This is a genomic window from Deinococcus marmoris DSM 12784 (assembly GCF_000701405.1).
GTDB lineage: Bacteria > Deinococcota > Deinococci > Deinococcales > Deinococcaceae > Deinococcus > Deinococcus marmoris.
This window is the reverse complement of sequence record NZ_JNIV01000042.1, coordinates 1-13,055: the sequence shown is the minus strand read 5'-3', so window position 1 is coordinate 13,055 and position 13,055 is coordinate 1. Positions and strand designations below refer to the sequence as shown.

At 65.7% G+C, this 13,055-nt stretch carries 9 protein-coding genes; 1 reads left to right on the top strand and 8 read right to left on the bottom strand.

Annotated features, from left to right (window positions below):
• Positions 1 to 27 precede the first annotated feature (27 nt).
• The 7 genes from Q319_RS0111545 to Q319_RS0111515 form a co-directional block, all read right to left on the bottom strand.
• Positions 28 to 2,154, bottom strand: a complete 2,127-nt coding sequence (locus Q319_RS0111545; RefSeq protein ID WP_051655324.1) for a molybdopterin-dependent oxidoreductase — start codon at positions 2,152 to 2,154, stop codon at positions 28 to 30.
• 158 nt (positions 2,155 to 2,312) lie between these two features.
• A complete protein-coding gene (locus Q319_RS0111540) occupies positions 2,313 to 3,722 on the bottom strand; it encodes an NCS2 family permease (protein WP_029482655.1) in 1,410 nt (469 codons plus the stop codon).
• 73 nt (positions 3,723 to 3,795) lie between these two features.
• Positions 3,796 to 5,148 (bottom strand): guanine deaminase, encoded by a 1,353-nt coding sequence (gene guaD, locus Q319_RS0111535; RefSeq protein WP_034414803.1) that lies wholly within the window; start codon positions 5,146 to 5,148, stop codon positions 3,796 to 3,798.
• A complete protein-coding gene (xdhC, locus tag Q319_RS0111530) occupies positions 5,145 to 5,987 on the bottom strand; it encodes a xanthine dehydrogenase accessory protein XdhC (protein WP_029482653.1) in 843 nt (280 codons plus the stop codon). The genes guaD and xdhC overlap by 4 nt, the downstream gene beginning before the upstream one ends.
• A 51-nt stretch (positions 5,988 to 6,038) precedes the next feature.
• Complete coding sequence (gene xdhB, locus Q319_RS0111525; RefSeq protein ID WP_029482652.1) at positions 6,039 to 8,411, bottom strand: xanthine dehydrogenase molybdopterin binding subunit; 2,373 nt, start codon at positions 8,409 to 8,411, stop codon at positions 6,039 to 6,041.
• A gap of 54 nt (positions 8,412 to 8,465) precedes the next feature.
• Positions 8,466 to 9,887 (bottom strand): xanthine dehydrogenase small subunit, encoded by a 1,422-nt coding sequence (locus Q319_RS0111520; RefSeq protein ID WP_029482651.1) that lies wholly within the window; start codon positions 9,885 to 9,887, stop codon positions 8,466 to 8,468.
• Positions 9,888 to 10,120: 233 nt separating this feature from the next.
• The gene (locus tag Q319_RS0111515; protein WP_029482650.1) at positions 10,121 to 10,471 is read right to left on the bottom strand and encodes a potassium-transporting ATPase subunit C; all 351 of its coding nucleotides are present in this window, start codon (positions 10,469 to 10,471) and stop codon (positions 10,121 to 10,123) included.
• A gap of 125 nt (positions 10,472 to 10,596) precedes the next feature.
• Between Q319_RS0111515 and Q319_RS0111510 the strand changes: the two genes are divergently transcribed.
• Positions 10,597 to 12,258 carry an FAD-binding dehydrogenase gene (locus tag Q319_RS0111510; protein ID WP_029482649.1) on the top strand — a complete coding sequence of 554 codons (1,662 nt, stop codon included), beginning with the start codon at positions 10,597 to 10,599 and terminating at the stop codon, positions 12,256 to 12,258.
• Between the two features lie 315 nt (positions 12,259 to 12,573).
• Here Q319_RS0111510 and Q319_RS0111505 read toward each other — a convergent pair.
• The coding region (locus Q319_RS0111505; RefSeq protein ID WP_029482648.1) for a carbohydrate ABC transporter permease at positions 12,574 to 13,055 on the bottom strand (482 nt) is incomplete at its 5' end.

Below are 13,055 nucleotides of genomic sequence, written 5' to 3'. Positions count from 1 at the left end.
GCAGACAGATGTGGAGGGGCAGTTTATTCAGTCCGCCGCGCTGGCCTCACTTGCCCCCGCCGCGTGCAGTGTGATCGGCGTCCCGTTGACTGCCGCATTCCCGGTCAATGCGTCTACCCGGCGCGAGTCGGTCAGGTCATTCAGGCTGACGCCTGCGTGTTCGGTGGCCACACCCAGGCGCACCCCCGCGCGTGAGTGGCCGAAGCCGTGCGGCAGGGAGGCCACACCGGGCATGAGGGTATCGGTCAGTTCCAGCGGGACCGTGACTGCGCCCACGCGGGAGCGAACCTCCACATCCTGCCCGTCCACGAATCCGGCGGCGTCGGCGGGGTTAAGTTGCAACGTGCAGCGCCCCGGCCCGCGCATCAGGCGCGGTGTGTTGTGCATCCAGGAATTGTTGCTGCGAAGCTGCCGCCGCCCGATCAGCACCAGCGGGGGAGGCGTGACTTCCAGCGCGGCCTCCAGCCGGGGCAAATCCGCCAGCATTGGCGCAGGGGCGAGGTTGACGCGGCCAGAGGCGGTCAGCAGGCGTTCGGGGAAACAGGGTTGCAGGGGGCCGTAATCGACGCCATGTGGATTGGCTTTCAGCTCGTCCAGATTGGTGTTGTACGGCCCAGCCGAGAGGCCCAGGTTCAACTTGTCTTCGGGGGTGCTGCCTGCCTTGCCCGTCATTCTTTCGGTCAGACCCATGAAAATCTGGTAGTCAAACCGCTGATCCTCGGCAATGGGGAAGACGGGCAGCGAGTACCGCGCCGTGTTCTGCACCGCCAGCAGGTGAAAGGTGATGTCGTAGTGGGCCACTTCCAGCCCGAAAGCGGGCGGCAGGATGACGTGGGCGTGCCGGGTGGTCTCGTTCAGGTAGGGGTCAATGCTGACCATGAACTCCAGCCCGGAGAGTGCTTTGTCCAGCGCCGCGCCGTCTGCGGTGGACAGCACCGGGTTGCCCGCCACTGTGATCAGGGCGCGAATCTGGCCCTCGCCAGGGGTGGTTATTTCCTCGGTCATCGTCACGTTGGGCAGTTCACCATCGAATTCGGGCAGGCCACGCACGCGGGAGGTGAAACGCCCGTGGTATGTCGCGCCCTTCTTCGCCCGCTGAAGCAGATCGTAGGCAGGTTTGGTGAACATCGCGCCGCCCTCCGAATCCAGGTGCCCGGTCACGGCGTTCAGGACGTTGACCAGCCACTGAGACAGGCCACCAAATTCCTGAATGCTCAGGCCGATGCGTCCGTAGGCCACGGCGCGCTCGGCGGCGGCAAAATCGCGGGCCAGCGTGCGGATGGTGTCGGCGGAAACGCCGGTCAAGCCTTCCACACGTTCGGGCGTGAAGGACTGGGCCGCATCCCGCACGTCGTCCAACCCGTCGGAGAAATCGTCCAGATGCCCCAACTTCTCCAGCCCCTCGGCAAAAATGACGTTCAGCAACGCCAGCAGCAGGTAGGCGTCGGTGCCGGGGCGGATGAAATGGAATTCGGTGGCGTGGTCCGCGCTCTCGGTGCGGCGGGGGTCCAGTAGCACCACGCGCCCGCCACGCTCGCGGATGGCCTTCAACCGGCCCCGCACATCCGGGGCGGTCATGATGCTGCCGTTGCTGGCCAGGGGATTCGCGCCCATCATCAGCATGAAATCGGTGCGGTCAATGTCGGGGATGGGCATTAAAAAGGGGTGGCCGAACATCTCCGCGCCCGCGAAATGGTGGGGCAATTGATCGATGCTGGTGGCGGTGAAGCGGTTGCGGCTGCCGATGGCCCGCACCAGCCCGCCCGCCGAGAGCAGCGTGCCGCTGTTGTGGACGCTGGGGTTGCCCTGGAAGGTGGCGACTGAATCCGCGCCGTACTTCTCCCCCACTGCTTTAAGCTGGGCCGCCACGTAGTCCAGCGCCTCGTCCCAATCCATCTCATGCCAGGTGTCGCCGTCGCGCCGCATGGGGCGTTTCAGGCGGTCCGGGTCCGCGTGCAGGTCGGGTAGGGCCGTCCCTTTGGGGCAGATGTGACCCTTGCTCAGCGGATCGTTGACGTCGCCGCGCAGATCGGTCACCTTGCCGCCCTTGACGGTGATTTGCAGGCCGCAGATGGCCTCGCACAGGTTGCAGGCGCGGAAATAGACGCCATCGGCGGGCAGGGGAGCAACGGCAGGAGCAGTGTGCTGAGTCATGGGACGAACCTCCAGATAGGGTTTTGAATTGGGGCAGTCTGGCATATGTGCCATGTCTGGACGGTGGATTGCCCTGCCTCTCCGACGGTTCTGGCAACCAAAAGGAAGCGGCGGGCCGGAAATTCAACTCCAGTCCCACCGCCTGTCTGCCCTTATGCTCAGCCCTCGGTGAGCCAGATGTAACGGGCCAGCAGCGCCGCCGCGACGGCGTACAGGATTGGGCTGACCTGTTTTGCCCTGCCGCTCAGAAGCTTGATGGCGCAGTAGCTGATCACGCCCAGGCTGACGCCGTTGGCGATGGAAAAGGTCAGCGGCATGACGATGATGGTCAGGAAGGCCGGGAGGCTGTCGGCGATGTCGTCCCAGTCGATGTGGCGCACGCCGTCCATCATCAGCGCGCCCACCAGGATCAGCGCGGGGGCGGTGGCCGCAGCGGGAATGGCGGAGGCCAGCGGCCATAGGAACATGCTCAGCAGGAACAGCACGGCCACCGTCACAGCGGTCAGCCCGGTGCGTCCGCCCTCGCCCACGCCTGCGGCGGATTCCACGTAAGCGGTGGTGGTGGACGTGCCCATGAACGCGCCGAACATGGCGGCCAGCCCGTCCATCGAGAACAGGCGGCGGGCGCGCGGCATGTTGCCCTGCGCGTCAATGAAGCCCGCACGCTGCGACAGCCCGGTCAGGGTGCCGGTGGCGTCGAAGAAGTCCACGAAGAAGAAGGTGAAGACCACGCTCAGCAGGCCCAGGCCCAGCGCGCCCACGATGTCCATCTGGCCCACCAGATCCCCCGGCCAGACCGGCGTACCGAAGATGCCCAGAAAGCTGCCGTCAAAGCCGGGGAAGGACCGCAGCGCGCCCTCCGGCCCACCCGCGTACACGGCGGCCCCGGTCACCATGCCCAGCACCGTGGTGGTCAGGATGCCGTACAGGATGGCCCCCGTCACCTTGCGCGCCATCAGCGCGGCGGTCAGGATCACGCCGATGGAGGCCAGCCAGACGGTGGGCGAGGCCAGCGAACCCATGCCTACCAGCGTGGCCGGGTTGGCGATCACGATGCCCGCGTTCTTGAGACCCAGGAAGGCCAGGAACGCGCCGATACCCCCGGTGATGGCAAATTTCAGCGAATTGGGAATGGCCTGCACGATGGCCTGCCGCGCCCCCAGCACGCTGAGCAACACGAACAGCACCCCGCTGATGAACACCGCGCCCAGCGCCGTCTGCCACGGCACGCCCATGCCCTGCACCACCGTGAAGGCGAAGAATGCGTTCAGGCCCATGCCGGGTGCCTGCGCGAAGGGATACTTGGCAATCAGTCCCATCGCCAGCGAACCGAAGGCCGCCGCGATGGCCGTGGTCATCAGCAGTTGCACAAAGGCGTTGGGCACGTCGATGGCGGTGGACAGCACCTGCGGGTTGACGAACAGGATGTAACTCATGGTCAGGAAGGTGGTCAGTCCCGCGCGCATCTCCTGCCTGACATTGGAATTCTGGGCCGTCAGGCCGAAATAGCGGTCCAGACCAGACAGGGATGGGGCGGCGGTGGGGCGTGAAGCGGCAGGGTCAGACATGGGTTCTCCTTCGCTCTCTTCGCTGATTGAAAAGAGCCGTGCGGTGGGATGCGTTGTGGTTTGGGTCAGTGGATTAAGACGCCAGAACGGGCGGTTGTTTTTGTGCGGATTTGGAACCCTTAAACTCGGCGCGGGTAAAAACCTCGTCGCCGCCCACCCAGACACGGGCCACGTCCGCCTGCGTGCCGCCCGCATACAGCGCGGCCAGTGTTGCGGAGGCGCTCTCGGTGTGGCCCAGCATGGCTTCCAGCGTGCTGCCTTCCGGCGGGCGCAGCCACACGGCGTCGAACGCCTTGCCCACGCCAAAATCCCCAATCTGGTCTTGCATGTCCAGCGCCTCGGCCCCGGCCCGCGTGGACAGGTACAGCAGGTGGGCAGGGGTTAGCGGCACGCCGCCATCGCCCAGCAGTTGTTGCATGAAATACGCCTGCAAGCCCTCCTTGAGCATCGAGAAGCCGGTGCCGCCGCCCACATCCGTTCCCAGCGAGACGTGAACCCCGGCGTTCAGATGGCGCTTCAGCGGAAAGAGACCGCTGCCCAGCGCCGAGTTGCTGCATGGGCAATGCGCGGCAGTGCAGTGGTGCGCGGCCATCTGGACCAGTTCGCGGTCCGTGGTATGGACGCTGTGCGCCAGCACGCTGCGCCGTCCCAGCAGCCCGGCGCGGTCATAGGTGTCCAGATAATCCAGGCTGCCGGGGAACAGCTCTTTAACCGTCTGCACTTCCCGCACGTTCTCGTTGATGTGCGAGGTGAAATGCACGTCCGGGAATTCGGTCATCAGCGCGGCGCAGGCGTCCAGAATCCCCTCGCTGGCCGAGAGGCTGAAACGCGGCGTGACGGCGTAGCGGGCGCGGCCTACACCGTGCCAGCGCTCGATCAGCGCCTTGCCCTCGGCGTAGGCCAGTTCGGGGGTGGTGTGCAACTCGTCGCGCAGCATCCGGTCACTGACCACCAGTCCGGCCACCGTCCGAAGGCCCGTCGCGGCGGCTTCCTCGAAGAACAGGTCCATCGCCCCTTTGAAGTGCGAGCCAAACACCAGCGCGGTGGTGGTGCCGTTGCAGCGCAGCCCGTGCAGGAAATCCTTTGCCACGGCGCGGGCATACGCCGTATCACTCAGCCGCGCCTCTTCAGGCAGGGCGCACCGTTCCAGCCAGTCCAGCAGCGGCATCCCCAGCCCGCCGATGATGCGGACCTGCGGATAATGAACGTGCGTATCGACGAAACCCGGCAGCAACACGCCGCCGCCCAAGTCCATGACGGTGGCCTCTGGATTTTTGGCGCGTAGCTTGACAAAGTCGCCGCTGGCCGTAATCTGGCCTCCGTCCACCAGCAGCCCACCGTCCTGCTGAACGTGCAGGGCTTCGGCGTCCGTGAACGGGCTGGAGGGCGTGTGCATGAAGGCGGCGCGGTACAGGGTGGGGGTCATGGTTGCCTCTGGAACAGGGGAGAGGGGAGGGCGGCAGCCTGCTCGGCTTCCAGCCGTTGGATGAGTTGGGCCGCCACACTGACCGCGATCACGGCGGGCATCTTGCCGGAAATCCCCGGCAGACCGATGGGGGTGGTGATCCGGGCGAGGTCCGCGTCGCTGTGGCCCTCGCGCCGCAGTTGTTCCTGAAAGCGAATCCACTTGACCGCTGAGCCGATCAGCCCGATGGAAGCCAGGTTCGCCCGCCGCAACGCCGCGTCGCACAGGGCGGCGTCCTCGGCGTGGTCATGCGTCAGGATCAGGATGTGCGCGCCGGGGGGCAGTTCATGCAACGTCATTTCAGGAATGGGGGAGTGATGAACCTCCACGCGTGCTGCGCCGTCCATCAAAGGAGCCAGGCGTTCGGGCGTCAGTTGCCCGGCCCGCGAATCCACCAGATGCAGGTTCAGCGGCAGCCGCGAGAGGATCAATCCCAGCTCCAGCCCCACATGCCCGACGCCGAAGAGGGCGATGTGTGGTCGCACCGTTTGCAAAGGCTCCAGCAGCAGCGTGACCTCGCCGCCGCAACACTGGCGTCCGTGTTCGTTGCTGGCTTTATCCGTCAGCCGAAGCGTGAGCAGTTCCGGCGTGTTTGCCGACACTTTCAGCATCGCCCGCGCCCGTTCCACGGCGGTGGCTTCCAGGTTGCCGCCGCCCACGCTGTCCCAACTGCTGTCCAGGCTGACCACCATCTTGGCCCCGGCCTCGCGCGGCGCGTGGCCCCGCACGGCGGCGACGGTGACCAGCACGCCGGGCGTGGCGGAGTCGTGCAGGTGTTGAAGGGCGGAAAGCCAGTTCATGAAACCAGTTGGGGAGAGGAGCGTTCGGAAGTGTGAGTGACTCTGGCCAGATCAGTCATCCGCCGCCACCACATTCCCTGGCTGCGCTGCCGCCGCTGCCTGCCGCGCTTCCTCCAGCGCCCAGAACACCGTTTCCGGGGTGGCGGGGCTGCCCAGGAACTGTTCGCGGCCAACCGGACCGAAGGCCGCAGCCGCCTGACGCAATGCCTCGCGGGCGCTAATGCCCAGCATCAGGGGCGGTTCGCCCACGGCCTTGGAGCCGTAGACCACGCCATCTTCGGTGGCCCGTTCCATCAGCGCGACATTGAAGACCTCGGGCATCTCGCTGAAGCTGGGGAGCTTGTAAGTGCTGGCGGCCTGGGTGGACAGTCGGCCCCGGTTCGGCCCATCCGACTCGTCCCAGCGCAGTTCCTCCAGGGTCAGCCAGCCTGCGCCCTGCACGTAGCCGCCCTCCACCTGCCCGATATCGATCAGCGGCGAGAGGCTGTCGCCCACATCCTGCAAGATGTCGACGCGGCGCGTGCGGTACAGGCCCGAGAAGCCGTCCACCTCGACCTCGGTGATGGCCGCGCCGTAAGAGAAATACTTGAAGGGTTCGCCGTGCATCGCCACGCGGTCCCAGTGCAGGCCGGGGGTGCGGTAGAAGCCCGCCGCCCACAATTGCGTCCGCAGGTGATAGGCGTCCTTAACGAGCATCTTGAAGTCGATGCCCTTGTCGGGGTGGCCCAGCGGGAAGACCAGCCCCCCCTCGAAGCGCACGTCATTGGGATGCACGCCCAGCGCGCCAGCGGCGACATCCGACAGCCGCTCCTTGATCTGCTCGCAGGCATTCTTGATCGCGCCGCCGTTCAGGTCCGCCCCGCTGCTGGCGGCGGTGGCGCTGGTATTCGGCACCTTGTCAGTGCGGGTGGGGGCCAGCCGCACCCAGTTCACCGGCACGCCCAGCGCCGTGGCGGCCACCTGGATCATCTTGGTGTGCAGGCCCTGGCCCATCTCGGTGCCGCCGTGGTTGATCAGCACGCTGCCGTCCTTGTACACGTGGACCAGCGCGCCTGCCTGGTTGTAGGCGGTGAAGTTGAACGAGATGCCGAACTTGACGGGCGTGATCGCCAGCCCGCGCTTGGTGTGCGGGTGCGCGTCGTTGAAGGCGCGCACTGCCTGATGACGGGCCTCGAAGTTGCCGCTGACCATCAGTTGCGCCCACAGGTCTTCCAGGCGCTCGGCGTGGCGCACCGGCTGACCGTAGGGGGTGGCCTCGCCGGGCTGGTAGAAGTTCAACCGGCGCAACTCGTGCGCCTCAAGGCCCAGCAGCGGCGCGCAGCGGCCCAGGATGTCCTCAATGACCAGCATGCCCTGCGGCCCGCCGAAGCCCCGGAAGGCGGTCTGGGAGGTCTTGTTCGTCCTGGCAATCCGCCCGTGAACCTCCACATGCGGGACGTAATACGCGTTGTCGATGTGGCACAGCGCCCGCGCCATCACGGGTTCGGACAGGTCCAGGCTCCAGCCGCCGTCGCTGGTCAGCGTGGCCGAGAGGGCGCGCAATTTGCCGCCCTCGTCGAAAGCCACCTTCCATCTGGCGTGGAAGGGGTGACGCTTGCCGGTCATGGTCATGTCCTGGGTGCGGTTCAGGCGCAACCGGACTGGGCGGCCCGTCAGGACGCTGCCCAGCGCGGCAATCGCGGCGAAGCCGTGCGGCTGCATCTCCTTGCCGCCGAAGCCGCCGCCCATCCGCAGGCACTGAACGGTCACCTGCGAGGCTTCCAGGCCCAGCACATGCGCCGTGATCTCCTGCGTTTCGCTGGGGTGCTGGGTGCTGGACTGGATGAAGATCTGCCCGGCCTCGTCCACGTAGGCCAGTGCCGCGTTGGTTTCCAGATAGAAGTGTTCCTGCCCGCCGAACTCGAACTCGCCCTCGAAGGTGTGGGCCGCGCCCTCAAATCCCAGCGCGATATCGCCGCGCCGCAGGGTGGACTGCGCGCCCTGGAAGGACTCTGCGGCGATGGCGTCGTGGATGCTGATCAGCGAGGGAAGCGGTTCGTACTCCACCTCTACTGCCAGTGCGCCCAGCCGCGCCGCGTCGATGCTGTCGCCCAGCACCCAGGCCACCGCATGCCCGTGGAACATCACCTCAGTGGGGAACAGGGCTTCGTCGCCCTTGACCCCGGCGTCGTTCGCGCCGGGCACGTCGGCGGCGGTCAGGACGCGCACCACACCGCCCACGTTGAGGGCCTGAGACACGTCCATGCGCGTCACGCGGGCGTGGGCGTGCGGGGCCTGCACCGGCCAGGCGTGCAGCAGATTGGAAAGGCGCACACCCAGATCATCGGTGTACAGCGCGTGTCCGGTGACATGAGCCGAGGCACTTTCATGCGGCACGGCGTCGCCGACTGCGCCATTGTGCGGGCGTTCATGCAGGCTGGTCATGGGTTTACCTCCGGTGACGTGGAGTTCTGTGCTGCGGGGAGATGGAGCAACCGACTAGCCACGGACCACTTCTGTTTTCTCGAAGAAGAATTTCAGCAGCGCCTGTTCCAGCATCGCTGCGCGGTATTTGGCGCTAGCGCGGTGATCGGAGAGGGGCGTGCCCTCCTGGCCCAGCAATCGGGCGGCCTCGCGGACGTTGCGTTCGGTCCAGGGCTGGCCCGTCAATGCCTGCTCTGCCTTCAGGGCGCGGATGGGTGTGGCGGCCACACCGCCCAGGCCGATGCGGATGCGCCCCACCGTATTGCCGTCCAGTTCCATCGCAATGCCCACCGCCACGCTGGAGATATCGTCGAAGCGGCGCTTGGCGTACTTGTAAAAGCCGGTGATGGGCGCGAGTGGCAGCGGAATCTTCACCGCGCGGATCAGCTCGCCGTCCTTCAACTTGGTCTGGCGGTACCCTTCGAAAAACTCGGCCAGCGGAACCTCACGCTCGCCTTCACGCGAGGCCAGCACGAGCGAGGCGTCCAGCGCCAGCAGCGTGGGCGGGCTGTCGCCGATGGGCGAGGCGGTGCCGATGTTGCCGCCCAGCGTGGCGCTGTTGCGGATCAGGCGGCTGGCGAACTGCGGGAACCACTCGGCCATCAGCGGAATGCGCCCGTCCAGGCGGCGCTCGATCTCCGTCAGGTTGAGGCCCGCGCCGATGCGGACGTGATCGTCGTGCCACTCCAGCTCGCGCAGTTCGGCCAGTCCGTCCACCGCGATGGTGACCCCGGCCCGCGCGTGGCGGATGTTGACTTCCACGCCCCAGTCGGTGCCCCCGGCCAGCAGCGTGGCCCCCGGATGTTCGGCCAGCAGTTCCAAAGCTTCGGGCAGGTCGGCGGGGCGGTGAAAGTCGCCGTCGGGGCCGGAGAGGTGCAGGGGCTGGGGAGCCGGGGCCGGGCGGGTTCGCAACGTGCCCAGCGTGTCGTCTGCGGGCGGCGTACCCAGCGCGTGGGCGGCGTCCTGAATGGGGCGGTAGCCGGTGCAGCGGCACAGGTTTCCGCTCAACGCGTGGATGTCGAAACCGTTGGGAGCGTGGTGTTCGCCGTCCTTACGTTCCGGGCGGTAGTACTCGGCGGCCATGCTGACCACGAAACCGGGGGTGCAGTACCCGCACTGCGAGCCGCCGCGAACGGCCATCTCGTGCTGGACGGGGTGCAGGTGACCCGGCGAACCGATGCCCTCGGCGGTGATGACCTCCTGACCGTTCATGGCCGGGAGCATCACCAGACAGGCGTTGACACTTTCCAGCCGTGTGCCGCCGCGTCCATCCGGGCGGGAAACCAGCACCGCGCAGGCTCCGCATTCGCCCTCGGCGCAGCCTTCCTTGCACCCCGTCAGGCCGCCGTCGCGCAACCAGTTCAGCAGCGTCGTGTGGGGCCGCGCGCCCTGCACCTCGCGGGGTTGACCGTTGACCGTGAGCGTAAAACTGTCCATGCTTTCTCCTTCCGCCGTCAAAAACGACAAGCCCGGCGTTCCATTGCACCCAGATTCCCACATGGGAATTCGGATGCATGGTTGACGCCGGTGACGAAAAGGGCGGGTCGCTGGTTATCCATGCAGAACAGCAACCTGATTTGGTATGATTTGATTCTACGCCTAAGTATCTCGTTTGCCTAGCCCTGCTTTGAACAGCCTGGACCGGGTTCAGAACAGAGCCTGTCAGGCATTCACATCGGCTTCAGAGGCTGCATTGGGGTCATCGGTTTTATCTCGCTCTGCCCCGTGCCGTCTGCCACTTCATCCAGCTCGATATGTCTGGCTTCCTCCAGCGAGGGTGTCTCATTCAGCGAATGCAATTGCCTGTTCTCGATCTGAAAATAGACCGATCCGTCTCCAGTATGAATCTCCACCACTGCGCCGCTTTCGGTCTGGAACAGGGTGGGGGAAATGGTCCACACGCCCGTCGTGACGCCGCTGCTCTGGCGCTGGCCGCCGCTGCTGATGCCAATGGTGGTCTGATCGCCCTGGTTTTCCAACACGATGGTCTGCCCAGTCTTCAATTTCGCCTGATATGCCATGCCCGACAGTAGCGGGTGGCGCGGGCTGCCGGGGTCAAAGTTGCATTCAGAACCGTTAAGCCTGTGCCTGTGCGGCGCGGCGGTTATACGGCACAATGGCCCTCTCAACAACCGGAGGAATTTTCATGACAACGCATGACACCGACATCATCGTGATCGGCGCGGGGCTGGCCGGACTGGTGGCCGCCGCCGAGGCCGCCGACGCCGGAAAGCGCGTGCTGCTGCTGGACCAGGAAGGCGAGCAGAATCTGGGCGGTCAGGCGTTCTGGTCTTTCGGAGGACTTTTTCTCATTGATACGCCAGAGCAGCGCCGCCTGAAAATCAGTGACAGCCACGAACTGGCGTGGCGCGACTGGCAGAACACGGCGGGATTTGACCGCCCCGAGGACCACTGGCCCCGCAAATGGGCCGAAGCCTATGTGGACTTTGCCGCCGGGGAGAAGTACGGCTGGCTGGCGGCGCAGGGCATGAAGTTCTTTCCCGGTGTGGGCTGGGCCGAGCGCGGCGGGCAGGGCGCATCCGGCCCCGGCAACAGCGTGCCGCGTTTCCACATCACCTGGGGAACCGGGCCGGGGGTGGTGGAGCCGTTTGAACGCCGGGTGCGCGAGCATGTAATGGCAGGGCGAATCGTTTTCAAGTTCCGCCACCGCGTGCATGGCCTGAACATCACCGACGGTGTGGTGCATGGCGTCCACGGCGACATTCTGGAAGTGTCGGACGTGCTGCGCGGCGAGCAGAGTTCGCGGGTGGTGGTGGACGATTTTGACCTGAATGCCGGGGCCGTCATCCTCACGTCTGGCGGCATCGGGGGCAATCAGGAACTGGTGCGGAAGAACTGGCCCACCGAGCGCCTCGGCCCCGCGCCCGAGTTCATGATTTCCGGCGTGCCCAGGCATGTGGACGGCGCGGCGCAGGCAATGGCGGAAGCGGCGGGCGCGCACCTGATCAACCGGGACCGCATGTGGCATTACACGGAAGGAATTCGCAACTGGAATCCCATCTGGCCCATGCACGGCATTCGCATCCTGCCCGGCCCCAGCAGTCTATGGCTCGCGCCGGACGGGACGCGGCTGCCGTACCCGAATTACCCCGGCTTCGACACCCTGGGCACGCTGCAACACATCACCACGAACGGTTATCCGTATACGTGGTTCGTGCTGAACCGGGCCATCATCAAGAAGGAATTCACCCTTTCAGGCAGTGAGCAGAACGGAGATTTGACTAACCGTGACTGGCGCAAGGTGGCCGGGCGGCTGGGCAAGAATGTCGCGCCCTCCGTGCAGGCGTTCATGGACAGCGGCGCGGATTTCGTGGTGCGCGACAGCCTGTCCGAACTGGTGCGCGGCATGAACGAATCCATCGGGAATGATGCCGTGGATTACGCGGCGGTGGCGCGCGAAGTTGCGGACCGGGACCTGCAAATCGCCAATCCCTTCGGCAAGGACCCGCAACTGGCGGTGGTGCGCGGCGCGCGGGCCTTCATCAACGAGCGCCTGATCCGCATCGTCAAGCCTGCGCCGCTGCTGGACCCGGCTTCGGGGCCGTTGATCGCCGTCAAGCTGAATATCCTGACCCGCAAGACGCTGGGCGGTCTGGAAACCGATTTGCAGGCGCGGGTGCTGGGCGCGGGCGGTCAGCCGATGCCGGGGCTGTACGCCGCCGGGGAAGTCGCAGGCTTCGGCGGCGGCGGGATGCACGGCTACCGCTCGCTGGAAGGCACGTTCCTGGGCGGCTGCCTGTTCAGCGGGCGGGTGGCGGGGCGCTGCGCGGCGGGGGCGGTGGGATAGAGACTGACACGGAATCCGTTTTTCTCCTGCCCACTCTCGTCATGAACAGACGCCTATGAGGACGCTATTCCTCTGCTGGCGCAGCTCTGCGAGTCCCGTTCGGATTCCCAGGTGTCTTCAACACCTTTCAATCGGAGTCCGAGTCATTCGGCGCTGAACTTCACCCGGCGATACGGCGATTTTTGGGCAGGCAAGGACCACCGGGTCAAGCTGGGCGACTGACTTTTGCGGTTCACTTCAGCGGTTCTGCCAGACCAGCAAAAGGAACGCAGCGTCAGGGCGAAGGCTCCGACGCTGCCTTTCAGAACGCCGTTTCTAGCCCTTCATGCCAGTCAACACGATGCCCTCGATGATCTGTTTCTGGAAGATGGCAAAGACGATCAGCACCGGAATCACCGCCAGACTGCTCGCCGCCATGATCAGGCCCCACTGCGTCCCCGCTTCCCCGTTGAACAGCGCGGTCCCCACCGGCAGCGTGCGGAACTCGGGTTTCTGGATCACGATCAGCGGCCACAGGAACGCGTTCCAGTTGCCCAGAAACGTGAAGATCGCCAGACTGGCCAAAGCTGGACGGACCAGCGGCAGCGCGATCCGCCAGAAAATCCCGAACTCGCTCATGCCGTCGATGCGCGCCGCTTCCAGCAGGTCATCCGGGAGCGTCTCGAAGAACTGCCGCATCAGGAACACCCCGAACGCGCTGATCAGCCCCGGAAACATGATCGCAAAGTACGCCCCTGGCACCGTGCTGGTCAGATTGATGTCGCTGACCCCCACGAACCACGGAATGACCAGCATCT

Bases quoted from the DNA above. Each gene is read 5' to 3' on its own strand.
- guaD (WP_034414803.1), bottom strand. From the start codon at position 5,148: ATGACCCCCACCCTGTACCGCGCCGCCTTCATGCACACGCCCTCCAGC.
- Q319_RS0111510 (WP_029482649.1), top strand. From the start codon at position 10,597: ATGACAACGCATGACACCGACATCATCGTGATCGGCGCGGGGCTGGCC.
- Q319_RS0111545 (WP_051655324.1), bottom strand. From the start codon at position 2,154: ATGACTCAGCACACTGCTCCTGCCGTTGCTCCCCTGCCCGCCGATGGC.
- Q319_RS0111540 (WP_029482655.1), bottom strand. From the start codon at position 3,722: ATGTCTGACCCTGCCGCTTCACGCCCCACCGCCGCCCCATCCCTGTCT.
- xdhB (WP_029482652.1), bottom strand. From the start codon at position 8,411: ATGACCAGCCTGCATGAACGCCCGCACAATGGCGCAGTCGGCGACGCC.
- Q319_RS0111520 (WP_029482651.1), bottom strand. From the start codon at position 9,887: ATGGACAGTTTTACGCTCACGGTCAACGGTCAACCCCGCGAGGTGCAG.
- Q319_RS0111515 (WP_029482650.1), bottom strand. From the start codon at position 10,471: ATGGCATATCAGGCGAAATTGAAGACTGGGCAGACCATCGTGTTGGAA.
- xdhC (WP_029482653.1), bottom strand. From the start codon at position 5,987: ATGAACTGGCTTTCCGCCCTTCAACACCTGCACGACTCCGCCACGCCC.